This is a genomic window from Xanthobacter autotrophicus ATCC 700552 (assembly GCF_043194565.1).
Taxonomy (GTDB): domain Bacteria; phylum Pseudomonadota; class Alphaproteobacteria; order Rhizobiales; family Xanthobacteraceae; genus Xanthobacter; species Xanthobacter autotrophicus_F.
The window spans coordinates 104827-127443 of record NZ_JBAFVS010000012.1 but is presented as its reverse complement, the minus strand read 5'-3'; the positions used below and the strand labels follow the sequence as shown (position 1 = coordinate 127443).

At 69.8% G+C, this 22617-nt stretch carries 22 protein-coding genes; 18 read left to right on the top strand and 4 right to left on the bottom strand.

The window, feature by feature from the left end:
• Positions 1–64: 64 nt before the first annotated feature.
• From V5F48_RS14435 to V5F48_RS14425, 3 genes are all read left to right on the top strand, one after another.
• A complete protein-coding gene (locus tag V5F48_RS14435) occupies positions 65–1969 on the top strand; it encodes a DNA polymerase III subunit gamma/tau (protein ID WP_394259273.1) in 1905 nt (634 codons plus the stop codon).
• 53 nt (positions 1970–2022) lie between these two features.
• Positions 2023–2343 (top strand): YbaB/EbfC family nucleoid-associated protein, encoded by a 321-nt coding sequence (locus V5F48_RS14430; protein WP_394111195.1) that lies wholly within the window; start codon positions 2023–2025, stop codon positions 2341–2343.
• Between the two features lie 603 nt (positions 2344–2946).
• Positions 2947–5319 carry a Tex family protein gene (locus V5F48_RS14425; protein ID WP_394259272.1) on the top strand — a complete coding sequence of 791 codons (2373 nt, stop codon included), beginning with the start codon at positions 2947–2949 and terminating at the stop codon, positions 5317–5319.
• A gap of 85 nt (positions 5320–5404) precedes the next feature.
• Here V5F48_RS14425 and V5F48_RS14420 read toward each other — a convergent pair whose 3' ends face one another.
• Entirely contained in the window at positions 5405–5704 is a 300-nt protein-coding gene (locus V5F48_RS14420; RefSeq protein ID WP_394259271.1) for a hypothetical protein, read from the bottom strand.
• A gap of 240 nt (positions 5705–5944) precedes the next feature.
• Between V5F48_RS14420 and V5F48_RS14415 the strand changes: the two genes are divergently transcribed.
• From V5F48_RS14415 to V5F48_RS14380, 8 genes are all read left to right on the top strand, one after another.
• Complete coding sequence (locus V5F48_RS14415; protein WP_394259270.1) at positions 5945–6391, top strand: host attachment protein; 447 nt, start codon at positions 5945–5947, stop codon at positions 6389–6391.
• A 141-nt stretch (positions 6392–6532) separates the two neighbouring features.
• Positions 6533–7039, top strand: a complete 507-nt coding sequence (locus V5F48_RS14410) for a TspO/MBR family protein (protein ID WP_394259269.1) — start codon at positions 6533–6535, stop codon at positions 7037–7039.
• A 30-nt stretch (positions 7040–7069) separates the two neighbouring features.
• The gene (locus V5F48_RS14405; protein ID WP_394111186.1) at positions 7070–7264 is read left to right on the top strand and encodes a twin transmembrane helix small protein; all 195 of its coding nucleotides are present in this window, start codon (positions 7070–7072) and stop codon (positions 7262–7264) included.
• A 42-nt stretch (positions 7265–7306) separates the two neighbouring features.
• Complete coding sequence (locus tag V5F48_RS14400; protein WP_394259306.1) at positions 7307–7888, top strand: cob(I)yrinic acid a,c-diamide adenosyltransferase; 582 nt, start codon at positions 7307–7309, stop codon at positions 7886–7888.
• A 148-nt stretch (positions 7889–8036) separates the two neighbouring features.
• Positions 8037–8768, top strand: a complete 732-nt coding sequence (locus V5F48_RS14395; protein ID WP_394259305.1) for a rhomboid family intramembrane serine protease — start codon at positions 8037–8039, stop codon at positions 8766–8768.
• 180 nt (positions 8769–8948) lie between these two features.
• Positions 8949–9698: an electron transfer flavoprotein subunit beta/FixA family protein gene (locus V5F48_RS14390; protein ID WP_394259268.1), complete on the top strand. Its 750-nt coding sequence runs from the start codon at positions 8949–8951 to the stop codon at positions 9696–9698.
• On the top strand, positions 9698–10642 hold the full coding sequence (locus V5F48_RS14385; protein WP_394259267.1) for an electron transfer flavoprotein subunit alpha/FixB family protein: 945 nt from the start codon (positions 9698–9700) through the stop codon (positions 10640–10642). The genes V5F48_RS14390 and V5F48_RS14385 overlap by 1 nt, the downstream gene beginning before the upstream one ends.
• 142 nt (positions 10643–10784) lie before the next feature.
• Entirely contained in the window at positions 10785–11666 is an 882-nt protein-coding gene (locus tag V5F48_RS14380; protein WP_394259266.1) for a 3-hydroxybutyryl-CoA dehydrogenase, read from the top strand.
• Positions 11667–11783: 117 nt separating this feature from the next.
• Here the strand turns inward: V5F48_RS14380 and V5F48_RS14375 are convergent, their stop codons facing one another.
• Together V5F48_RS14375 and V5F48_RS14370 are read right to left on the bottom strand one after the other, a co-directional pair.
• On the bottom strand, positions 11784–13175 hold the full coding sequence (locus V5F48_RS14375) for an ATP-binding protein (protein WP_394259265.1): 1392 nt from the start codon (positions 13173–13175) through the stop codon (positions 11784–11786).
• Positions 13172–13909, bottom strand: coding sequence for a response regulator (locus V5F48_RS14370; protein WP_394259264.1), 738 nt, complete (start codon positions 13907–13909; stop codon positions 13172–13174). The genes V5F48_RS14375 and V5F48_RS14370 overlap by 4 nt, the downstream gene beginning before the upstream one ends.
• A 189-nt stretch (positions 13910–14098) precedes the next feature.
• On the opposite strand from V5F48_RS14370, the gene V5F48_RS14365 reads away from it, so the two are divergent.
• From V5F48_RS14365 to V5F48_RS14335, 7 genes are all read left to right on the top strand, one after another.
• A complete protein-coding gene (locus V5F48_RS14365) occupies positions 14099–14806 on the top strand; it encodes a hypothetical protein (protein ID WP_394259263.1) in 708 nt (235 codons plus the stop codon).
• A gap of 292 nt (positions 14807–15098) precedes the next feature.
• On the top strand, positions 15099–16163 hold the full coding sequence (locus tag V5F48_RS14360; RefSeq protein WP_394259262.1) for a substrate-binding domain-containing protein: 1065 nt from the start codon (positions 15099–15101) through the stop codon (positions 16161–16163).
• A gap of 89 nt (positions 16164–16252) precedes the next feature.
• Positions 16253–17281 carry an ABC transporter substrate-binding protein gene (locus V5F48_RS14355; RefSeq protein WP_394259261.1) on the top strand — a complete coding sequence of 343 codons (1029 nt, stop codon included), beginning with the start codon at positions 16253–16255 and terminating at the stop codon, positions 17279–17281.
• A 300-nt stretch (positions 17282–17581) separates the two neighbouring features.
• Entirely contained in the window at positions 17582–18400 is an 819-nt protein-coding gene (locus V5F48_RS14350) for an ABC transporter permease (RefSeq protein ID WP_394259260.1), read from the top strand.
• A 16-nt stretch (positions 18401–18416) separates the two neighbouring features.
• Positions 18417–19211, top strand: coding sequence for an ABC transporter permease (locus tag V5F48_RS14345; protein WP_394259259.1), 795 nt, complete (start codon positions 18417–18419; stop codon positions 19209–19211).
• A complete protein-coding gene (locus V5F48_RS14340) occupies positions 19208–20269 on the top strand; it encodes an ABC transporter ATP-binding protein (RefSeq protein WP_394259258.1) in 1062 nt (353 codons plus the stop codon). The genes V5F48_RS14345 and V5F48_RS14340 overlap by 4 nt, the downstream gene beginning before the upstream one ends.
• 53 nt (positions 20270–20322) lie before the next feature.
• Positions 20323–21153: a phosphodiesterase gene (locus tag V5F48_RS14335; RefSeq protein WP_394259257.1), complete on the top strand. Its 831-nt coding sequence runs from the start codon at positions 20323–20325 to the stop codon at positions 21151–21153.
• Between the two features lie 62 nt (positions 21154–21215).
• Here V5F48_RS14335 and hemA read toward each other — a convergent pair whose 3' ends face one another.
• A complete protein-coding gene (gene hemA, locus V5F48_RS14330) occupies positions 21216–22505 on the bottom strand; it encodes a 5-aminolevulinate synthase (protein WP_394111171.1) in 1290 nt (429 codons plus the stop codon).
• Between the last annotated feature and the right edge of the window lie 112 nt (positions 22506–22617).

The window sequence follows — 22617 nt, the reverse complement described above, 5'->3', positions numbered from 1 at the left end:
CGCGGGCGACGGCGATGCTATGTATGGCGCAGGGGCATCCCCTGCCCATCCCGAAGGCGGTTTCATGAGCGAGGACACGCGCGCGCACCAGGACGACGACGGGCCGACTCTGGGGCTGGACCTCGGCGCGCCGCCCGCTGCCGCGCGCCCGGATGCGGCGGCCCCGGCCGTCGCCGCCCCGGCCCCCGCCGCCTATCGCGTGCTGGCGCGCAAATACCGCCCGCAGAATTTCACCGACCTCATCGGCCAGGAGGCCATGGTCCGCACCCTGAGGAATGCCTTCTCCTCCGGGCGCATCGCGCAGGCCTATATCCTCACCGGCGTGCGCGGCGTGGGCAAGACCACCACCGCGCGCATCCTCGCCCGCGCTTTGAACTATGAACCCATGGACGGCGCCCCAGAAGGCACCCCCTCGGGCCCGAGCCTCGATCTGTCGGTGATGGGCAGGCAGTGCCGCGACATCATCGAATCCCGCCATGTGGACGTGATGGAGATGGACGCGGCGTCCAACACCTCCATCAACGACATCCGCGAGATCATCGAGAGCGCCCGCTACCGTCCGGTGATGGCGCGCTACAAGGTCTACATCATCGACGAAGTGCACATGCTCTCCACGGCGGCCTTCAACGGCCTCTTGAAGACGCTGGAAGAGCCGCCGGAGCATGTGAAGTTCATCTTCGCCACCACCGAGATCCGCAAGGTGCCGGTCACCGTGCTGTCGCGCTGCCAGCGCTTCGACCTCAGGCGCGTGGAGGCGGGCGAGCTGGCGGCGCACCTTGCCGGCATCTGCGCCAAGGAAGGCGTCACCATCGAGCCGGAGGCGCTTGCCATCGTGGCGCGGGCGGCGGAAGGCTCGGTGCGCGACAGCCTGTCCCTGCTCGACCAGGCCATCGCCCATGGCGGCGGCTCCGTGGGCGCGGAAGAGGTTCGGCGGCTTCTGGGCCTCGCCGACAAGGGCCGCGTCATCGACCTGTTCGAGGCGCTGATGCGGGGCGAGATGGCCCAGGCGCTGGCCGCATTCCGCGACCAGTATGATGCCGGCGCCGACCCGGCGGTGATCCTCACGGACCTGGCCGAATTCACCCATCTGGTCACCCGCCTCAAGATCATGCCCGACGCGGCGCAGGATGCCGCCTTGGTGGAAGCCGAGCGGGTGCGCGGGCTGGAGATGGCGCAGGGCCTGTCCATGCGGGTGCTGGCCCGGGCGTGGCAGATGCTCACCAAGGGCATCGGCGAGGTGCAGCAGGCCCCCAAGCCCGCCCAGGCGGCGGAAATGGTGCTGGTGCGCCTCGGCTACGCCACCGATTTGCCCACCCCCGACGAAGCCCTGCGGCGCCTGAAGGACCAGCCTGTTACCGACGCCCCGGCCCCGCCTTCCGCCCCCTCCGGTGGTGGCGGAGGAGGTGGTGGTGGCGGCGCGCGGCTGTCCCTCGCCCCGCGTCCGGTCGAGGCCCGGCCCGCCGAGGCCCGGCCGCAGATGCAGGCGGCGCCGGTGGCGGCCGTTGCGGCACCGGCGGCGGGCTCGCGCCTCGCCAGCCTCGCCGACGTGGCACAATACGTCGCCGCCAAGCGCGACCTGGCCCTGAAGCACGCGGTTGAGACGTCGCTGCGTCCGGTGCATGTGGAGGAGGGCCGCATCGAGGTGGCGCTGGTGCCGGGTTCCCCCGCCAGCGTCATCCAGGACCTCTCCCGCAAGCTCTCGGACTGGACCGGCCGGCGCTGGCTGGTCTCCCTCTCCGCGCAGGCGGGCGGGCCGACTTTGGCGGAGGAGAATGCGGCGGTGAAGGCCGAGCGGGAAGAAGGCATCAAGGCCCATCCGCTGGTGGCCGCCGTGCTCGCCCGCTTCCCCGGCGCCGAGGTGGTGGATGTGCGCACCCGCGCGGAGGCGCCCATCGACGCCGATGTCCTCGCCCCCTCGGAAGAGGACCTTTACGCCGGCCCCGGCGCCGACGACGAACTTGAGTATTAGAGCGCGCGCGGCGCTCGAGCGCAGCCGCCCGCCATGACAGGGAGATGAAGTCCATGCGCGACCTGATGGGGATGATGAAGCAGGCCAAGGAGCTTCAGGAGCGCATGCAGCAGATGCAGGCGGAGCTGGAGCAGGTGGAGGTGGAAGGCGCCTCCGGCGGCGGCCTCGTCACCGTGCGCGTCACCGCCAAGGGCGAGTGCAAGGCCGTGCGCATCGACCCGTCCCTGATGAAACCGGACGAGGTGGAGATCCTGGAAGACCTCCTTGTCGCCGCCCTGGGCGACGCCCGCGTCAAGGCCGAGCGGGTGATGCAGGAGAAGATGAAGAGCCTCACCGGCGGCCTCGCCCTGCCGCCGGGCCTGAACCTGTTCTGAGCCGGCTTTTCCACCGCGAGCGGCGGGTGGTGTCGTAGTTTGAAATCCCGCTGCTACGACCGGGTACGACAGGAAACCCTCTCCCGCTTGCGAGACCTCTGCGAAAGTCACCCATGGTCGGTGAAGGAAGCCCGTTCTCCCTCTCCCCTTGCGGGAGAGGGCCGGGGTGAGGGGTGTGCTAGGGTCCTGAGCAGACAGTATTTTCAGGCACAGCCGCCCCCTCACCCCCAACCCCTCTCCCGCAAGGGGAGAGGGGAGGACGGCATCTCGGGGACCTTTCGCAGAGGCCCCGCTTGCGGGAGAGGGCAGGGAGGGGGCAGAGGGTTTGCGTATTCCGCAACCGCACGTCAAGCGGCACGGTGTTGCCCCCTCCCCACCCCTCCCCCGCACGCGGGAGAGGGGGCAACACCGCGCCAAGCCTCATGGTGACAGCGCCCCATTGCTCCGCTAGAGCCGGATGCTGTTCGATGCCATGGCGTCGAACAGCTGAATCCGTCTCTATCAATAGTTTAGAGGGCGATTCACCGCTTAAACGCAAACGGACCCGTTTGCGTTTAAGCGGATCGCGCTCTAGGGGCGTGCCCCGATTTCGAAGGAGAGCCCATGGCCGCCGCCGCACCGCAGGGAATGAGCGAGACCATCGCCCGTATCATCGCCGCCGAGATCAGCGCCCGCCCGGCGCAGGTCAGCGCGGCCGTGTCCCTCATCGACGAAGGCGCCACGGTTCCCTTCATCGCCCGCTACCGCAAGGAGGTCACGGGCGGCCTCGACGACACCCAGCTGCGCACGCTGGAAGAGCGCCTGTCCTACCTGCGCGAGCTGGAGGCGCGGCGCGCCGCCGTGCTGTCCTCCATCGACGGTCAGGGCAAGCTCACGGGCGAATTGCGCGGCAAGATCGACGCCGCCACCACCAAGGCGGAGCTGGAGGATCTCTACCTCCCCTACAAGCCCAAGCGCCGCACCAAGGCGGAGATCGCCCGCGAGAAGGGGCTGGGCCCGCTGGCCGAGGCCATCCTTGCGGACCGGTCCGTCGCCCCCGCCGAGCGCGCAGCCGCCTTCCTCACCGAGCAGGTGGCGGACATCAAGGCCGCCCTGGACGGGGCGCGGGATATCCTGGTGGAGACCTTCGCCGAGAATGCGGAGCTGGTGGGCCGCCTGCGGGCGCACATGAAGGCCGGCGCCGTGCTCAAGGCCAAGGTGGCCGAGGGCAAGGAGGAGGCCGGCGCCAAGTTCCGCGACTATTTCGACCATGCGGAAAAATGGGCCACCGCCCCCAGCCACCGGGTGCTCGCCATGCTGCGCGGCCGCAACGAGGAGATGCTGACCCTCGACCTGGTGGTGGACGAGGATGCCACCACCCCGGTGAAGCCCACCGAGCGCATCGTGGCGGAGGCCTTCGCCATTCCGCTTGCCAACGGTGCCCCCGCCGACGGCTTCCTGCTGGAGGTGGCGCGCTGGGCGTGGCGGGTGAAGCTGTCGCTCCACCTCACCGTGGAGCTGATGGGCGACATGCGTGAGCGGGCGGAAGAAGAAGCCATCCGCGTCTTCGCCCGCAACCTCAAGGATCTGCTGCTGGCGGCCCCGGCCGGCTCGCGCGCCACCATGGGGCTCGACCCCGGCATCCGCACCGGCGTGAAGGTGGCGGTGGTGGACGGCACCGGCAAGCTGATTGCCACCTCCACCGTCTATCCCTTCCAGCCGCGCAACGACGTGCAGGGGGCGAGCGCGGCGCTGGCCCACCTCATCGTCAAGCACAAGGTGGAGCTGATCGCCATCGGCAACGGCACCGCGAGCCGGGAAACCGACAAGCTGGTGGCGGACCTCTTGGGCATGCTGCCGCCGCCGCACCCCATCAAGGTGGTGGTGAGCGAGGCCGGCGCCTCGGTCTATTCCGCCTCCGCCACCGCCGCCGCCGAAATGCCGGACATCGACGTGTCGATCCGTGGCGCCGTCTCCATCGCCCGCCGACTGCAGGACCCGCTGGCGGAGCTGGTGAAGATCGAGCCCAAGGCCATCGGGGTAGGTCAATACCAGCACGACGTGGACCAGGCCCGCCTCGCCAAGGCCCTCGACGCGGTGGTGGAGGATGCGGTGAACGCCGTGGGCGTGGACCTCAACACCGCTTCGGCCTCGCTTCTGGCGCGGGTATCGGGCCTCGGCGCCTCGCTGGCGGAGGCCATCGTCGCCCATCGCAATACGGTGGGGCCGTTCAGGACCCGCAAGGAATTGCTGAAGGTGGCGCGCCTTGGGCCAAGGACGTTCGAACTCAGCGCCGGCTTCCTGCGTATTGCGGAGGGGACGGAGCCGCTGGATGCCTCCGCGGTCCATCCGGAAGCCTATGACCTCGCCAAGAAGATCGTTTCCGCCTGCGGGCGCGACGTGCGCGCGATCATGGGCGACACGGCGGCGCTGAAGGCGCTGGACCCGCGCGCCTTCGTGGACGAGCGCTTCGGCTTGCCCACGGTGCGCGACATCCTGAGCGAACTGGAGAAGCCCGGCCGCGACCCGCGCCCGCAGTTCAAGACCGCCACCTTCGCCGAGGGGGTCAACGAGATGAGCGACCTCAAGCCCGGCATGGTGCTGGAAGGCACGGTGACCAATGTGGCCGCCTTCGGCGCCTTCGTGGATATCGGCGTGCACCAGGACGGGCTGGTCCACGTCTCGGCCCTGGCCGACCGGTTCGTGAAGGACCCCCACGAGGTCGTCAAGGCCGGCGACGTGGTGAAGGTGCGGGTGGTGGAGGTGGATGTGAAGCGCAAGCGCATCGCCCTCTCCATGCGCAAGGACGATGCCGGCGGGCGCCCCGCGCCGGGGCGGGCGCAGGATCAGCGCCAGAATGAGCCGCGCCAGAATGAGCCGCGCCAGAACGAGGGGCGGCAGAACGAGAGCCGTCGCGGTCCGCCGCCGAAGGACAAGCCCGCTGCGGGCGCTTTCGGCGCCGCGCTCGCCGACGCCCTGAGGCGTAAGGGACAGTAGGCCGGGCAAACGAATTGGCCGGGCAGTGCCCGGCCATTCAAACGGCGCGACTTTTCACGACGTGACGTTTCAGAAGGCGACCGCCTCAGCGCCTTGCGTGCACCCGGGCGAAACTGGGCACCAGGCGGGTGAGGCGGATGCGACGGCCGCGCGGCGGCTCGTCCTTGTCGCTCATGAGCATCACGGCAAAACCCATCTGCACGCTGCCGAAGGTCACGCCGAGGGCCAGGGTCAGCACGACCAGCGCCAGCGGCCCGTCCTGCGAGGTGGCGAACAGGGTGCCCAGATGCGCCACGTCGAAGGCGGCCAGGAGGGCGACGAAGACGGCGGCCACACCGACCCCGATCAGCGCGTGCCGCAGCAGGAAACGAACAAGAAATGGCATCGCGAGGTCTCCCCTCCTGAACCCATGTTGCGGAACGCGCGCGGGGGCCAGCGGTTTCCGTAGCGAAAATGGTCTCACGCGCCTTTGATGGCGGCAAGCGCCCGCGCGCCGGCACAAAGTCGCAGGATGCCCCATGTCAAGGTGGCGCCGTCAAGGTGACAGGGCGCCCGGGCGCGCAGGATCGCGCTGCGCCGGGCGCCGCCGATGGCAGCTCCGGCCAGCAACAACGGGAGGCAGCACATGACGAAGCTCGACAAGGCCCAACGCCTGGTGGTGGTCTGCGACGGCGCCAAGGCGCTCCTTCTGGCCGATGCCGGCACCGCCATCGTCCCCCAGCTCAGCGTCCTCGAATGTTTTGACGAACCCCATCCCGGCACCGCGGCGCTCGGCACCGACCGGCCCGGCCGAGTCCATGAATCCGCCACCACCGCGCGCAGCGCCATGGAGGAAACCGACCTGCACGCGCAGGCTGAAGCCGCGTTCCTGGGCCGCGTGGCCGCGCGGATCGGCGTGATGGTGGAGGCCGGCACGGCACCGGAACGCATCCTCCTCGTGGCCCCGCCGCGCGCGCTCGGCACCCTGCGCAGCGTGCTGAGCCCCAAGGTCAAGGGCCGCGTGGACGGGGAAATCGCCAAGGACCTGGTGAAGCTGCCCGTGGAGGAGATCGGCCGCCACATCGCCACCTGAGGCGGGACCTCCGGAAAAAGGGCCCGGCAACCGATCCGCCCCGGCAGCGTGTTCGAACAAGACGACGACGCCGGTCTGCCCCGAAGCCGGCGCGTCGCGCTGACCGGAACCCGGCACCGGTTCCAAAGCCCAAGGTTGCCCATGTCCTTGACCCGGTTCAACTCCGTCTCTCCCTGCGCCGTCTCGCGGCTGAGGCTGCTCGCCTGCCTCGCTCTGGTGGGAGTGGTCGCCGCGGTGGGCGGCGCCGTCACCGCGCCGGCCATTCCCGGCTGGTATCAGGGCCTTCACAAGCCGGCATGGACCCCGCCCAACGCGGCCTTCCCCATCGCCTGGACCATCCTCTACATCCTGATGGCGCTGTCGCTCTGGCGGCTGTGGGACAAGGTCGCGCCGTCGCTGGCGCGGCGGACCGCCATCGGCCTGTTCCTCGGCCAGCTGGCCCTCAATGCGGTGTGGTCGCCCATCTTCTTCGGGCTGCATGCGCCGGTGGCGGGGCTCGCCATCATCCTCGCGCTCATCGTGGTGCTGGCGCTCGCCCTGCGCGCCGCCTTGCCGCTGGACCGGGCCGCAGGTTGGCTGCTGGTGCCCTATCTTGCCTGGGTGTGCTACGCCTCCACATTGAATGCAGCCATCGTCCTCCTCAACTGACGCGGCCGCCCTGCGTCCCCGAGGTCCGCCATGCTCCACTGGTCCATCTATCTCTTCATCCCGCTGGCCCTGGCCCTGGTGGCGGGGGTGCTGATCCTCGGCCTGTTCAATTTCGCCTCGGGCGGCTCGCCCCAGCGGTCCCAGCGCCTGATGCAGCTGCGGGTGCTGTTCCAGTTCGGCGCCATCATCCTGGTGATGATCACCATCTTCGCCATGGGACGGTGATCTGGGGCGGTGACCTGGGACGCTGAGAGGGACTGCAACCACATGGTGAAGCTGAACAAGATCTACACGCGCACCGGCGACGACGGCACCACCGGGCTCGGCACCGGCGCGCGGGTTGCCAAGTACGACCTGCGCGTGGACGCCTATGGCGCGGTGGATGAAGCCAATGCCGCCATCGGCCTCGCCCGCCTGCACCTTTCGGGCGAAGCCGCGCTCGACGCCATGCTCATGCGGATCCAGAATGACCTGTTCGATCTCGGCGCCGACCTGTGCGTGCCGCCGAAGGCCGACGAAGCGCCGGGCACCGCGCTGCGCATCGTTCCGGCGCAGGTGACCCGGCTGGAGACCGACATCGACTTGCTCAATGCCGAGCTGTCGCCGCTCACCTCCTTCATCCTGCCGGCCGGAACGCCGGCGTCGGCGTACCTGCATTTCGCCCGCACCGTCTGCCGGCGCGCCGAGCGCATCATGGTGGAGCTGTCGCACCAGCCGGATGAGACCGTGGGCGGACCCGCCATCCACTATGTGAACCGCCTGTCGGACCTGCTGTTCGTGGCCGGCCGCTACGCCAATGCGCGCGGCGCCGACGACGTGCTCTGGGTCCCCGGGGCAAGCCGGGCCTGACAACCCGGCCGCACCTGATCCCGACGAGGCGGATCGGCGCCGTGACCCTCGCCCCGCATTTTCTTCGGGCGGCGCGTGCTCTGGCCCGAAAATGCTCTACGCTTCAGGCCACGGGCGCGTACGGGACGCCCGCGGAAGACCCTTGGCTATGTTCGTTCCCATCGCCGACGCCAACCCGCTGGAGCATGTGCGGCACGCCTACGTCACCTGGGCGCTGCTGGCGCTCAACCTATTCGTGTTCCTGGCACTCCAGCACGGCGCCTTCCAGACGGTGAGCGAGGCCGCCACCCTCGCCTACGGCACCATTCCGGCGGTGGTGACGGGCGAGGCGGTGCTGCCGGAAGGCTATGCGCTCATTCCCGCGCCCTTCAGCCTCGTCACCTACATGTTCCTGCACGGCGGCTGGCTGCACCTCATCGGCAACATGGCCTTCCTGTTCGTGTTCGGCGACAATGTGGAGGACGCCCTCGGCCACGTCCGCTTCCTCGCCTTCTACCTCCTGTGCGGTGTTGCGGCGGCGGTGGTCCATGTGGTGGCCAACCCCGCCTCCGAAGCGCCGCTGGTGGGGGCGTCCGGCGCGGTGGCCGGGGTGATCGCCGCCTATCTGGTGCTGCACCCCCACATTCGCCTATGGGCGCTGGTGCTCATGAAGATCCCGCTCAGGGTGCCGGCCTACTGGGCCATCGGCGCGTGGTTTGCCCTCCAGGTCTGGCAAATCATGGCGAGCCACGACCAGGATACCGCGTGGTGGGCCCATGTGGGGGGCTTCCTCACCGGCGCGGCGCTGGTGACCGTGATGCGCCGGCCGGGGGTGGCGCTGCTGGATCCCGATCCTTCCGGGGTGCCGAGCCGCCGGGCACCGCGCAAAGGTGAGCCGTGAAAGGTCGGCACGTGCGACTTTGGCAGCCCCCGAAAGCGCGAGCGTTGACACACTTTCTGGCCCCTCCTACGTTGCCGGCCCGCACAAAATGCTGCAATGCAGGGACCACGCGGAAGACTTGAAGACCGGCGCGATTTTTCGACCGCCGGTCGATATTTCGGGAACGGGGAGCACGCCTCTATGAAGATCCTGGTGCCCGTTAAGCGGGTGGTGGATTACAACGTAAAAGTCCGGGTGAAGTCGGACGGGTCGGGCGTGGAGCTCGCCAACGTCAAGATGTCCATGAACCCGTTCGACGAGATCGCGGTGGAAGAGGCGCTTCGCCTGAAGGAAGCCGGCAAGGCCACCGAGGTCATCGCCGTGTCCATCGGCCCGGCCCAGGCCGCCGAGACCCTGCGCACCGCGCTGGCCATGGGCGCCGACCGCGGCATCCTGGTGAAGGTGGACGGGGCGGTGGAGCCGCTGGCGGTGGCCAAGATCCTCAAGGGCGTGGTGGGCGAGGAAGCCCCCGGCCTCGTCATCCTGGGCAAGCAGGCCATCGACGACGACTGCAACCAGACTGGCCAGATGCTCGCCGCCCTGCTGGGCTGGCCCCAGGGCACCTTCGCCTCCAAGGTTGCGATCGAAGAGGGCGGCGTCGCCGTCACCCGCGAGATCGACGGCGGCCTGCAGACCGTGAAGCTCAATGGCCCGGCCATCGTCACGACGGACCTGCGCCTCAACGAGCCGCGCTATGCCTCGCTGCCCAACATCATGAAGGCGAAGAAGAAGCCCATCGCCGAGAAGACGCCCGCCGACTACGGTGTCGACGTCGCCCCGCGCCTCACCGTGCTCTCCACCGCGGAACCCGCGGGCCGCAAGGCGGGCGTGAAGGTGGGCTCGGTGGCCGAGCTGGTGGCGAAGCTCAAGGATGAGGCGGGAGTGATCTGATGGCAACCTTGCTGCTCGCCGAACACGACAATTCGGCTCTCAACGGCGTCACTGCCAAGGCGCTCAGCGCCGCCGCCGCCCTCGGCGGTCCGGTGCACATCCTGGTGGCCGGCCAGAACGCCAAGGGCGTCGCCGACGCCGCGGCGAAACTCGCCGGCGTGGAAAAGGTGCTGCTGGCGGACGACGCGCTCTATGCCCATCGCCTCGCCGAGCCGCTGGCCGCGCTCATCGTATCGCTGGCGCCGGGCTACGACGCCATCGTCGGCCCCTCCACGGCGGTGGCCAAGAACGTGCTGCCGCGCGTCGCAGCGCTGCTCGACGTGATGCAGGTCTCGGACATCACCAAGGTGCTGGCCCCCGACACCTTCGAGCGGCCCATCTATGCGGGCAACGCCATCCAGACCGTGAAGTCGGGTGACGCCAAGAAGGTGATCACGGTGCGCACCGCCTCCTTCGCCGCCACCGGCGAGGGTGGCTCGGCGGCAGTCGAGGCCATCGCGGCCGTGGCCGATCCCGGCGTCTCCACCTTCGTGGAGGAGAGCATCGCGGCCTCCGACCGTCCGGAACTGACGGCGGCGAAGATCATCGTCTCCGGCGGCCGCGCCCTGGGCTCGCGGGAGAAGTTCGCCGAATTGATCGAGCCGCTGGCCGATGTGCTGGGTGCCGCGGTGGGCGCCTCGCGCGCCGCCGTGGATGCGGGCTACGCCCCCAACGACTGGCAGGTGGGCCAGACCGGCAAGGTGGTGGCGCCCGAGCTGTACATCGCGCTCGGCATTTCCGGCGCCATCCAGCATCTGGCGGGCATGAAGGACTCCAAGGTCATCGTCGCCGTCAACAAGGACGAGGAGGCCCCCATCTTCCAGGTGGCCGACTACGGGCTGGTGGGCGACATCAACACGGTCATCCCCGAGCTGAAGGCGGAACTCGTCAAGGCGAAGGGATAAGGCCAAAGCGCCTTCGAGCGCGGTGTCCCCCATTCAACGAAGCGCCGAAATGCTCTAGAAACAGGCGGCCGGGCCACGCCCCGGCCGCAGCCATCAGGGGCGCCGGCTCCTCCCCCCGGCATCAAGGTGAAACGAGAGAATCATGCCGCTCGAGATCAAGAAGGTCGGGGTCATCGGCGCAGGCCAGATGGGCAACGGCATCGCGCACGTCTGCGCCCTCGCCGGTTATGACGTGTTCATCCATGACGCGGACCCCGACCGCATCCGCTCCGGCCTTGCCACCATCAATGGCAACATGGCCAAGCAGGTCTCCAAGGGCACCGTGACCGAGGACGCCCGGCAGGTGGCCCTCGCCCGCATCGCCATGGCCGAGCGCACCGAGGAGCTGGCCGACTGCGATCTGGTGATCGAATCGGCCACCGAGAAGGAAGAGGTGAAGCGCAAGATCTTCACCGGCCTGTGCCAGGTGCTGCGGCCGGACGCGCTGCTCGCCTCCAACACCTCGTCCATCTCCATCACCCGGCTGGCCGCGGCCACCGACCGCCCCGAGCGCTTCATCGGCATTCACTTCATGAATCCGGTGCCGCTGATGGAGCTGGTGGAGCTGGTGCGCGGCATCGCCACCGACGACGACACCTTCGAAAGCTCGAAGCAGTTCGTCACCCGGCTGCACAAGACCTATGCGGTGGCCGAGGACTTCCCGGCCTTCATCGTCAACCGCATCCTGCTGCCCATGATCAACGAGGCCATCTACACCCTCTACGAGGGCGTCGGCAGCGTGGATTCCATCGACCGGGCCATGAAGCTCGGGGCGAACCATCCCATGGGACCGCTGCAGCTGGCCGACTTCATCGGCCTCGACACCTGCCTCGCGGTGATGCAGGTGCTGCACGAGGGCCTGGCGGATTCCAAGTATCGCCCCTGCCCGCTGCTGGTGAAATATGTCGAGGCCGGCTGGCTCGGCCGCAAGACCCAGCGCGGCTTCTACGACTATCGCGGCGAGAAGCCCGTCCCCACCCGCTGAGCCCAAGGTGAGCCCAAGGTGAGCCCCCGCGGGGCGGCCATCGCGGGGCGTCCCTTGGGCCGCCCTTGCCTGCGCTTGAAGTATGTGGGCGCCGCCCGTGCACCGAGCCGCGCGCCCTCACCCCTCCCCCACCGCCATCCCCGGCAAGTCCACCCCCGGCAGCTCCACCCGCTGCAGCAGGCCGCCGCCCGGCCGGTTGGCGAGGGTGAGGCGGCCGCCGTGACGCGAGACGATCTCGTTGGCGATGGCAAGGCCCAGCCCGGCGCCGGGAATCTTGACCTGACGCGCCGGGTCCACCCGGAAGAACGGCTCGAACACCTGACCCATCAGCGCCTCGGGAATGCCGGGGCCGTCATCCTCGATTACCAGCACCACCCGGTCCGCCTCGGCGCTGACGGCGACCCGCGCGCCGCCGCCATGGGTCGCGGCATTGACCACCAGATTGCGCACCGCGCGCTTCAGCGACAGGGGCCGTCCGCGCACCGCCGCCGGTGACGCGCGGACGAGGCGGACCGGCCGCCGCGCCTCGGCCACCTCGGCCACCACGCCGTCCACCAGATCGTCGAGACGCACGATTTCCTCCGGCGCCCCCTCCACCTCCTCGCGCACCAGCCGGATGGCGCTGTCGGCGATGCGGTCGAGTTCCTCCAGGTCCGATAGCCAGTGGGCGCGCTCCTCGTCGTCGGGAATGAACTCGGCGCGCAGGCGCATGCGGGTGAGGGGCGTGCGCAGGTCGTGGGCGGCGCCGGCCACGATGCGCATGCGGCTGTCCATGGCGACCTTAAGGCGCGCCGACAGGCGGTTGATGGCGGCAGCGGCGGCGCGCACCTCGGCGGGTCCCTCCTCGGGCAGTACCGGCAGTTCGCCGTCGGGGCCGATGCGTCCAGCGGCTTCCTCGATAAGGGACAAGGGCTTGGTCAGCCGCCGCACGGCGAACACCACCACCAGCGTCACCCCCGCCACCATGAAAGCGAGCCAGGTGGCGAAGCCGAAGGTCCCGCCCGGCGGGCCATCCGGCGGGCGCATGGGGCCGAACCGCCGCTCCAGCACCAGCCAGCGCCCATCGGCAAGGCCCAGCGCCGTGAGCGCGGGACCGTCCGGGCCCGGCCGCCTTGGGCCCGCCTGACCTGGACCCGCCTGACCTGGACCCGCCTGACCTGGACCCATCTGGCTTGAGGCTCCCGGCCGAAACACCCGCACCGGCATCCTGTGGCCGAGGCGGGCGAGGCCTTCCGCCAGCATGCGCGTGGCCTCCTGATCGATCTCTCCGTCGGGCGGCGCCGTCTGGATCACCCCTCGCCCTCCGCCGAACATCGTGACCGGCGCGCCCGTGGCCGGCACCGACGCGGCCAGATCGGCGAGGAGGGCCATGTCCTGGGCCTTGTCGCCCTCCTCGAAGGGCGGCCATTCGGGACGGGTCAGGAAGAAGGACGCGCCGTTGGCCAGCGCCGTCACCACCAGCACCGCCACCACCAGAAGCGCGGTGACCTGCGCGCGCAGGGTCCTCACGAGACGTCCTCCCGGTCCACCCGCACTGCCAGCTGGTAGCCGCCGTTGCGCAGGGTCTTCAGGATCTGGAACGCGCCCTGGTCGCCGAGCTTGCGCCGCAGGCGGCTCACCAGCACGTCCACCGAGCGGTCGAACGGCCCGGCCTCGCGGCCGCGGGTGATGTCCAGCAATTGCTCGCGGGAGAGGATGCGGCCGGGCCGCTCCAGGAAGGCCATCAGCAGGTCGAACTCGGCGCCGGTGAGCGCGATCTCGACGCCCTCGGCATCGGTCACGCGCCGCAATTCCGGTTCGGCGCGGAAGCGGGCGAAGCGGAAGGCCGTGGCCGCCACCGGCTCCGGCTCGGCGCCGCCGGTGCGCCGCAGCACCGCGCGGATGCGCGCCACCAGCTCGCGCGGGTTGAACGGCTTGCCGAGATAGTCGTCGGCGCCGATCTCCAGCCCGATGATGCGGTCCACGTCCTCCTTCAGCGCGGTGAGCAGGATGACGGGGACCCGCGAGCGGTTGCGCAGGGCGCGGCACAAATCGAGGCCGGAGGCATCCGGCAGCATCAGGTCGAGCACCACGAAGTCGATGCGCTGGGTGGCCAGCTTCTCCTCCATCTCCCGCCCGTCGCCGGCCGTGGTGACGCGGAAGCCCTGGCCCGCCAGATAGCGCCCGAGCAATTTCCGGATTTCGAGATCGTCGTCGACGACGAGAATATGCGTTGCGCCTTCGGATTGCACCGGCGTCTCCATTTCGCCGTATTCTAGCCGAGACGCCGCGCCACTGCGCCCTCCATTGCATCGAAGCGTTGCCCACCGGCTTCGAGCAACATTGCGATACAAATTCGGCCCGCGCCGACACCTTTCGACATATCCCGACCTTCGCCAGCAACGGGACGGGGCGAAAGTGCCTTCAACCTGAAGAAAGACAGAAGGCACCCCATGTCCGTCAAGCCTCTGCGCACCAAGCTCCTGGCCGGGGCCGCCCTCGCCCTGCTGGTGGGATGCGCCGTCGTCGCGTCGGTGTCCGGCCCCGCCGTCTCGAAGACGCAGGACCGGCTGCCGCAGGCGCAGGCCACGTCGAGCGCCCCGGTGCGCTTCGCGGCCCTCGCCATGGACGACTTGCCGCTGGCGCCGAACCTGCCGCACGCTCCGCCGCCTCCCGCCCCCGGCGACGCGGTCGGCGCGTGGCCACCCCATCCGCGGGACGCGGCCGGGCCGCGTGGCAGCCAGCCCCCCGGCGGGCCGCTGGGGCTCGCCCAAGCGCTCGCCGCGGCCGAAACCGCCATCGGCGTGCGGCCGAACCAGATGGACGCCTGGCGCGACTTCACCGACGCCCTTCAGGCCGCCCTTCCCGCGCCCCCGCCGCCTCCCGGCGCGCCGTTCCCACCTCCCTTCCCCCCGCCGGCCCCGTCCGCTGCGGCGCCCGTCCCCTTCGCTCTCGTCACGGCTCTCGCGGTGCGCGACGAGGAGGCCGGCAAGGCCGGCGTGCGGCTGCGGCAGGCGGTGGAAACCCTGAAAGCGCTCCTGTCGGAGGACCAGCTTCAGCGGCTGGCGCTGATCGAACCGGCGCTGCTGCTGCCGGCCGGCCACGTTCCGCCCCCGTTCGGCGGACGCCACGGCCCCCCAGATCGCCTCCCACCCCGGTGAGGCTCAGCGAAGGAGGGGAGACTCGCCGCCCTTGATCCTCCCTTCCCCACGGCGGGCGTGCTCCGGCACGCCCGCCGTCCGCGTTTATGGCGGCCATGGGGACGATGGCCCCACCGCCATGCCGATTTGAAAGGCCGCAAACCGACCCCCACGCACTCTGAGACGATCGCCGGCGGTCCCGTTTCAAGAGATCGCGCCACCGGTCATATGCCTGTCTTGCTTTGCAGATTAAGTTCCTGAAAACGATTTCACGGGCTGGACGCTGTCCAGTCGCCGGCTTCAGGATCGCGCGATGGCACGCATCGTCACCATTCGCACCGTCGCCGAACGCGCCGGCTGCTCCATCGCCACCGTCAGCCGGGTCATCAACCGCTCGGCCCCCACCAGCCCCGCCGTGGAGGCGCGCGTGCGCGCCGCCGTCGACGCCCTCGGCTTCCGCCCCAGCGAGATCGGCCGCGCGCTGAAGGCGCTGCGCACCAAGACGCTGGGCGTGGTCATTCCCAGCCTGACCAATCCGGTCTTCGCCGCCTCGGTCGCCGGCATGCAGTCGGCGGCGCGGGAGCGCAAGCACACGCTGCTGCTCACCGCCACCGATTACGAGCCCGGCGCCGAGGCCGAGCTGGTGGAGACGCTGGTGGCCCAGAACGTGGCCGGGCTCATCCTCACCGTCGCCGATGCGGCCGAGAACGCCACCCTCGACCTGCTGGAGGCGGAGGGCATCCCCTACGTCCTGGTCCACAACGAGCCGACCCGCCCGGGCCGCGCGGCCGTATGCGTGGACAATGCGGCCGCCACCTTCGCCCTGACCGGAACCATGATCGCGGCCGGGCACCGGCGCATCACCTATCTCGCCGGGCGCTTCGCCACCTCCGATCGCGCCCGCCGTCGCCACGAAGGCTATCGCGCCGCCATGGCAGCGGCGGGCCTCGAGCCCGAGGCTCCCCTCGAGCTCGATTATCTCGGCGATGCGCCGAGCCATGCCGAGGCCCTCGCCGGCCTCTTCTGCACCGGCGCGCCCCCCACGGCGGCGCTCTGCTCCAACGACCTGCTCGCCCTGTCCGTGGTCGGCGCCCTGCGCACGCTGGGGCTGCGCGTGCCGGACGATATCTCCGTCGCCGGCTTTGACGGTATCGCCCTGGGCGGCGCCGTCCATCCCACCCTCGCCACGGTGGATACGCCCACCCGCCTCATGGGGGCGCACGCGGTGACCATGCTCTTCACCATGATCGAGGCGGGCGCCGCGCCCCGCGTCGAACACCTGCCCTTCACCCTCCGCCCCGGCGGAACGCTCGCTCCCAGAGGAGCCGCCGATCCGATTAGTTCGCAAGACGATCGGTTAACGCGTTCTCTTTCCTAGAGTTTGGAGCCCCGCAGGCCGCCGCCCGGCGGTCGTCCAGCACGCCCCTTGCCTATATCAAGCCCCCTTCTCTTCTCCCGAGGCCAGCCATGCGCCCCACCCTTCCCCGCCTTCCCAAAGCCGGCGCCGTCGCCGCGCTCGCCCTCGCGACGCTCGCCCTCGCCGGTCGCCCGGCGGCCGCGGCGGACGCCATCTGCTACAATTGCCCGCCCGAATGGGCCGACTGGGGCAGCATGCTGAAGGCCATCAAGGCCGACACCGGCATCGACGTGCCGCAGGACAACAAGAATTCCGGCCAGTCCCTCACCCAGATCATCGCCGAGAAGGCGAGCCCGGTGGCGGACGTGGCCTATCTGGGCGTCACCTTCGGCATCAAGGCCAAGGACGCCGGCGTCACCCAGCCCTACGAGCCCAAGGGCTTCGCCGACATCCCGGCGGGGCTGAAGGACAAGGACGGCAACTGGTTCACCATCCATTCCGGCACGCTGGGCCTGTTCGTGAACAAGGATGCGCTGGGCGGCGCCCCGGTTCCGGCCTGCTGGGCCGACCTGCTGAAACCCGAATACAAGGGCCTTGTGGGCTACCTCGACCCCACCAGCGCCTTCGTGGGCTATGTGGGCGCGGTGGCGGTGAACGGCGCCATGGGCGGCACGCTGGACGACTTCAAGCCCGGCATCGAATACTTCAAGAAGCTCCAGGCCAACCAGCCCATCGTGCCGAAGCAGACCTCTTATGCCCGCGTGGTCTCCGGCGAGATCCCGATCCTGTTCGACTACGACTTCAACGCCTACCGCGCCCGCTACTCGGACATGGGCCACTTCGAGTTCGTCATCCCCTGCGAGGGCAGCGTGGTGGTGCCCTATGTGATGACCATGGTGAAGGGCGCGCCCCACCCCGAGGCCGCCAAGAAGGTGCTGGACTACGTGCTCTCCGACAAGGGCCAGACCATGTGGGCCAAGGCCTATCTGCGACCCGCCCGCGACATCAAGCTGCCGCCCGAGGTGGCGAGCCGCTTCCTGCCCGCCGCCGACTATGCCCGCGCCAAGCCGGTGGACTACGCCAAGATGGAAGCCGCCCAGAAGGGCTTCTCGGAAGCCTATCTGAACGCGGTGAAGTGAGGGGTTCCGAGACTCCGACCTCCGCCAGACGGCCGTCGTCCGGGCAGCGCGCAAGCCCTCTCCCGCGTGCGGGGGAGGGTTGGGAGGGGGCAGCGCGCTAGACATTGCACGCCCGACAGCGGGAAAACCACCGGCGCCCTCCCCCTCCCCGGCCCTCCCCCGCACGCGGGAGAGGGAGTCACATCGACTGGCATTCCGCCGGACGCCTTTGCACCCCGGCCCTCCCCCGCACGCGGGAGAGGGAGTCCGCCTGTCCTTGCACCGCCATCACCCCGGCGATCTCCAACCCGGTCCCACCCCATGCACAGCGCCGACCGCCTCGCCCGCCTGTTCCTGCTGCCGCTGTTCCTGTTCGTGGCGGCGTTCTTCCTGCTGCCCATGGTGCGGCTGGTGGGCGTGGCCGGCTCGGGGCCGAACGGCCTGGCGGAATATGGCGCCATCCTCACCAATCCGCGCCATTTGGCGACCCTGCTCGCCACACTGGCGCTCTCGGCCGCGGTGACCGCGGCGACGCTGGCCATCGGCACGGTGGTGGCGCTGTTCCTCGCCCGCAACCGCTTCTTCGGAAGGCCATTGCTGGTGTCCCTGCTCACCCTGCCGCTGGCCTTTCCCGGCGTGGTCGTGGGCTTCATGGTGATCCTGCTCGCCGGCCGGCAGGGGCTGCTCGCCGGCCTCTCCACGGGGCTCGGGCTGGGGCGGTGGGTGTTCGCCTATTCCATGGCGGGCCTGTTCGCGGGCTACGTCTATTTCTCCCTGCCGCGGGTGCTGGTCACCCTCATGGCGGCGGTGGAAAAGCTGGACCCGGCGCTGGAGGAAGCCGCCCGCTCGCTCGGCGCGGGACGCGCGCAGGTGCTGCGGGACGTGACCCTGCCGGGCATCGCCCCGGCGCTCATGGCCTCCGGCGCCATCGCCTTTGCCACCGCCATGGGCGCCTTCGGCACCGCCTTCACCCTGGCGACGCGCATCGATGTGCTGGCCATGACCATCTATACGGAGTTCACCCTCAACGCGAATTTCGCCACCGCCGCCGCCCTCTCCATCGCCCTCGGCCTCATCACCTGGGCGGTGCTGGCGCTGGCGCGCAATCTCGCCGGCTCCGGCGTCGCGGCGGCGGGGTGATGCCATGACGGCCTCGATGAAACCCCACCGCCTCACCTTCGCCTTCCAGCTTGGCGTGACGCTGCTGGCCTGCGCCTTCCTGATGGTGCCGGCGGGCGCCTCCATCCTCGCCGGCTTCACCGTCAACTACTTCCGCGGGGTCTCCTCCGGCCTCACCCTGAAGTGGATCGGCGAGGTGCTGGCGCTTTATTCCGACACCATCTTCCTCTCCATCGCCATCGCGCTCGGCACCCTTGCCGCCACCCTGCTCATCGGCGTGCCGGCGGCGTGGGCGCTGGCGCGCCGTCCCTCGCGCCTCACCCGGCTGGTGGAGGAGGTGGTGACCCTGCCCGTCGCCATCCCCGGCCTCGCGCTGGCGCTGGCCCTCATCCTCGCCTATGGCGGCATCCGCGAATTCCGCATGAGCCCGCTCTTCATCCTCACCGGGCATGTGCTCTACACCCTGCCCTTCATGCTGCGCGCGGTGATGGCGGTGCTCGCCGCCGTGGACGTGCGCACGCTGGAGGAAGGCGCCGCCTCGCTCGGCGCCTCGCCGCTGCAGCGCTTCTTCCATGTGGTGGTGCCCAATGCGCGGGGCGGCATCCTCGCCGGAGCGCTGATGGTGGTGACCCTCTCCATCGGCGAGTTCAACCTCACCTGGATGCTGCACACCCCCCTCACCAAGACGCTGCCGGTGGGCCTTGCCGACAGCTACGCCTCCATGCGCCTCGAAATCGCGAGCGCCTACACGCTGGTGTTCTTCGTCATGATCGTGCCCCTGCTCGTCGCCCTCCAGCTGTTCGGCCGCACCGTGCAGGACGCCGCGCGATGAACCGGGGCGCCGCCATCACCGTGTCCGGCTGCGGCAAGACCTTCGCCGACGGCACCCGCGCCTTGTCCCCCCTCGATCTCGACGTGACGGCGGGCGAGACTTTGGTGCTGCTCGGCCCCTCGGGCTGCGGCAAGACCACGCTGCTGCGCCTCATCGCCGGGCTGGAGGCCCCCGACGCGGGCGGGCGCATCCTGTTCGACGGGGCGGACGTGACCGGCCTGCCCATCGAGAAGCGCAATGTGGGCATGGTCTTCCAGTCCTATGCCCTGTTCCCCAATATGAGCGTCATCGACAATGTCGCCTACGGCCTGCGCGTGCGCGGCATGGCCCAGGCGGCGCGGCGCGCGCAGGCGGCGGGCGTGCTGGAGATGATGCGCATCGGTGCGTTGGCGCAGCGGCGCATCGACCAGCTCTCCGGCGGCCAGCGCCAGCGGGTGGCCCTGGCCCGGGCGCTGGCCGTTGAACCGCGCGTGATCCTGCTCGACGAGCCGCTCACCGCGCTGGACGCCGCCCTGCGCGAGCATCTACGCGGCGAGATCGACGCGCTGCTGAAGCGCCTCGCCATCACCGCCATCTATGTCACCCACGACCAGGCGGAGGCGCTGGCCCTGGGCGACCGCATCGTGGTGATGCGCAACGGCGCTATCGCCCAGGTGGGCACCCCGCGCGATGTCTATTTTCGCCCCGCCGACGATTTCGTGGCCGATTTCGTGGGCGTCACCAACCGCCTCGCGGGGACGGTGAAGAACGGCCGCTTCGAGACGGCGGCGGGGATCGTGCCGCTGCCGCCGGATCTTGCGCCGCCACCGGCCGCCGCGGCCGGGCAAGGCGCGGCGCGGCTGCTGTTCCGGCCCGAGGCCGCGCGGCTCGCGAACCCGACCGAGACCACCCTTGTGTTCGAGGTGGTACAGGTGGAATTCCAGGGCGCCCGCCAGAAGGTGACCCTCAAGGACCCGTCCGGGGCACGCATCCTCGTGGAGGCGCCCGCCGATGGGGCCCTGCTCGCCGGCGGCGCCGTGGGGCTTATCCTCGATCCTGCCCGAATCAGCCTCGCCTGATTGCCTTTCCCACCCTTCCTTCCCGTCTTGCTCTGCTCATCTGATCCTGCCCCATGCTCATCGCCCAGCTCACCGACACCCACATCCGCCGCCCCGGCACCCTCGCCTATGGGGTGGTGGACACGGCGCTCTATCTGGAAGCCGCGGTCGCCCACATCCTCACGCTGGCGCCCCGGCCCGACGTGGTGATCGTCACCGGCGACCTCACGGATTTCGACCATGCGGCCGAATATGCCCGCTTCCGGGCGATCACGGCGGCGCTGCCCATGCCGCTGTTTCCCATTCCGGGCAACCATGATTCGTCGGCCGGCCTGCTGGCCGCCTTCCCCGAGATCGCCGCGCGGTGCGAGGCCGGGCGGGTGAATTACGTGGTGGACGATTTCCCGCTGCGGCTGGTGATGCTGGATTCCACCGTCCACGGCCGCCCGCACGGCATGCTGGGGGAACAGGGCCTGTCGTTCCTCGACCGCGCGCTGGCTGCGGCGCCCGAACGGCCGGCCTTCGTCTGCGCCCACCATCCGCCGTTCCTCACCGGCATCCGGCACATGGATGTGCAGAACCTGTCCGACGCGGCGCGGCTGGAAGAGGTGTTCGGCCACTGGCCCCAGGTGCTGGGCTTCACCTGCGGCCATGTCCACCGGGCGGTGACCACAAGCTTCGCCGGCGTCGCCGCCACCATCGGGCCGGCGCCCGCCCATGCGGTGAGCCTCGCCCTTGACCGCGAGGCGCCGCCCTCCTTCCACATGGAGCCGCCGAGCCTGTCCCTGCATCTGTTCACGGACGGCCGCGTGGTGACCCACCGCAGCTTCATCGGCGCCTATGACGGCCCGCACCCCTTCTTCGGGGCGGACGGCAGGGCCATCGGCACGCCGGACCGCACGTAGCGCCGGAAAGGAAAAAGCCCCGGACCAGCCGGGGCTCTTTCATCAATCGAAGGCCGATCGCATCAGCCGCCGGCCACCGGCAGCGGGATGGGCGCGGGCCCCAGCGCCGTGCGACGGGACGAAGCGGAGGCGCGCTCGGCCACGTGGTCGGCGTAGGGCAGTTCCAGCCGTTCCCACACATCGGTGAGCGCCTTGGCCAGATGGGCGATGAGCGCGTCGTCGTGGAACGGGGTGGGGGTGATGCGCAGCCGCTCCGTGCCGCGGGGCACAGTGGGGTAGTTGATGGGCTGGATATAGATGCCGTACTCGGCGAGCAGCAGGTCGCTGGCCATCTTGCAGGCCTTGGCATCGCCCACCATCACCGGGACGATGTGGGTGGGCGTATCCATCTGCGGCAGGCCGGCAGCCGCAAGCGCGCGCTTGACCTTGGCCACCTGGGCGCGCTGGCCGTCGCGCTCCACCTGGGACGTCTTCAGGTGCCGCACCGACGCGGCAGCTGCCGCCGCGACCGCCGGGGGCAGCGCGGTGGTGAAGATGAAGCCCGGCGCATAGGAGCGCACCGCATCGATGATGAGGCGCTTGCCGGTGATGTAGCCGCCGACCACGCCGAAGGCCTTGCCCAGCGTGCCCTCGACCACATCCACCTTGTGCATGACGCCGTCGCGCTCGGCGACGCCGCCGCCGCGCTCGCCATACATGCCCACGGCATGGACTTCATCGAGATAGGTCATGGCGCCGTAGCGCTCGGCCAGCTCGCAGATGGCGCCGATGGGGGCGATGTCGCCGTCCATGGAATAGACGCTCTCGAACACCACCAGCTTGGGCCGGTCGCCGGCCGCCTTGAGCAGCTCTTCCAGGTGGTCGAGGTCGTTGTGGCGGAAGATGGCCTTCTGCCGGCCGCCGTGGCGCACGCCCTCGATCATGGAATTGTGGTTGAGCTCGTCGGAGATCACCACGCAGTCGGGGATCAGCTTGACGATGGTGGAGATGCCGGTGGCGTTGGAAATGTAGCCGGAGGTGAAGACGAGGCCGGATTCCTTGCCGTGCAGATCGGCCAGCTCGCGCTCCAGCATCACGATTTCGTGGCTGTTGCCCGAGATGTTGCGGGTGCCGCCGGCACCGGCACCGCGCGCCTTCGCGGCCTCGCACATGGCGGCGACCACGTCGGGATGGCTGCCCATGCCCAGATAGTCGTTGGAGCACCACACCACGATGTCGCGGGGGCCGCCGGGGGAATGCCAGACCGCGCGCGGGAAATGGCGCGCGTCACGCTCGATCTCGGCGAAGGTACGATAACGGCGCTCCTTGCGCAGGGCGTCGATGGCGTCGGCAAAAAAGCTGTCGTAGTTCATTCCGAACCCTGCGGCGACTGAGCGACTGGGTGCGGCTCCGACGGAGCCGTTCCTCATTGTTATAAGGTTATGACGGCACCTTGCTCCTTGTATTGATGCCAATCAAGAGGCG

What these genes read in the sequence shown, in the direction of transcription:
- V5F48_RS14385 (WP_394259267.1), top strand. Translation starts at nt 9,698, where the DNA reads ATGGCAACCTTGCTGCTCGCCGAACACGACAATTCGGCTCTCAACGGC.
- V5F48_RS14380 (WP_394259266.1), top strand. Translation starts at nt 10,785, where the DNA reads ATGCCGCTCGAGATCAAGAAGGTCGGGGTCATCGGCGCAGGCCAGATG.
- V5F48_RS14350 (WP_394259260.1), top strand. Translation starts at nt 17,582, where the DNA reads ATGCACAGCGCCGACCGCCTCGCCCGCCTGTTCCTGCTGCCGCTGTTC.
- V5F48_RS14370 (WP_394259264.1), bottom strand. Translation starts at nt 13,909, where the DNA reads ATGGAGACGCCGGTGCAATCCGAAGGCGCAACGCATATTCTCGTCGTC.
- V5F48_RS14390 (WP_394259268.1), top strand. Translation starts at nt 8,949, where the DNA reads ATGAAGATCCTGGTGCCCGTTAAGCGGGTGGTGGATTACAACGTAAAA.
- V5F48_RS14435 (WP_394259273.1), top strand. Translation starts at nt 65, where the DNA reads ATGAGCGAGGACACGCGCGCGCACCAGGACGACGACGGGCCGACTCTG.
- V5F48_RS14405 (WP_394111186.1), top strand. Translation starts at nt 7,070, where the DNA reads ATGCTCCACTGGTCCATCTATCTCTTCATCCCGCTGGCCCTGGCCCTG.
- V5F48_RS14425 (WP_394259272.1), top strand. Translation starts at nt 2,947, where the DNA reads ATGGCCGCCGCCGCACCGCAGGGAATGAGCGAGACCATCGCCCGTATC.
- V5F48_RS14430 (WP_394111195.1), top strand. Translation starts at nt 2,023, where the DNA reads ATGCGCGACCTGATGGGGATGATGAAGCAGGCCAAGGAGCTTCAGGAG.
- V5F48_RS14410 (WP_394259269.1), top strand. Translation starts at nt 6,533, where the DNA reads ATGTCCTTGACCCGGTTCAACTCCGTCTCTCCCTGCGCCGTCTCGCGG.
- V5F48_RS14400 (WP_394259306.1), top strand. Translation starts at nt 7,307, where the DNA reads ATGGTGAAGCTGAACAAGATCTACACGCGCACCGGCGACGACGGCACC.
- V5F48_RS14420 (WP_394259271.1), bottom strand. Translation starts at nt 5,704, where the DNA reads ATGCCATTTCTTGTTCGTTTCCTGCTGCGGCACGCGCTGATCGGGGTC.
- V5F48_RS14365 (WP_394259263.1), top strand. Translation starts at nt 14,099, where the DNA reads ATGTCCGTCAAGCCTCTGCGCACCAAGCTCCTGGCCGGGGCCGCCCTC.
- V5F48_RS14340 (WP_394259258.1), top strand. Translation starts at nt 19,208, where the DNA reads ATGAACCGGGGCGCCGCCATCACCGTGTCCGGCTGCGGCAAGACCTTC.
- V5F48_RS14415 (WP_394259270.1), top strand. Translation starts at nt 5,945, where the DNA reads ATGACGAAGCTCGACAAGGCCCAACGCCTGGTGGTGGTCTGCGACGGC.
- V5F48_RS14355 (WP_394259261.1), top strand. Translation starts at nt 16,253, where the DNA reads ATGCGCCCCACCCTTCCCCGCCTTCCCAAAGCCGGCGCCGTCGCCGCG.
- V5F48_RS14345 (WP_394259259.1), top strand. Translation starts at nt 18,417, where the DNA reads ATGAAACCCCACCGCCTCACCTTCGCCTTCCAGCTTGGCGTGACGCTG.
- hemA (WP_394111171.1), bottom strand. Translation starts at nt 22,505, where the DNA reads ATGAACTACGACAGCTTTTTTGCCGACGCCATCGACGCCCTGCGCAAG.
- V5F48_RS14395 (WP_394259305.1), top strand. Translation starts at nt 8,037, where the DNA reads ATGTTCGTTCCCATCGCCGACGCCAACCCGCTGGAGCATGTGCGGCAC.
- V5F48_RS14335 (WP_394259257.1), top strand. Translation starts at nt 20,323, where the DNA reads ATGCTCATCGCCCAGCTCACCGACACCCACATCCGCCGCCCCGGCACC.
- V5F48_RS14360 (WP_394259262.1), top strand. Translation starts at nt 15,099, where the DNA reads ATGGCACGCATCGTCACCATTCGCACCGTCGCCGAACGCGCCGGCTGC.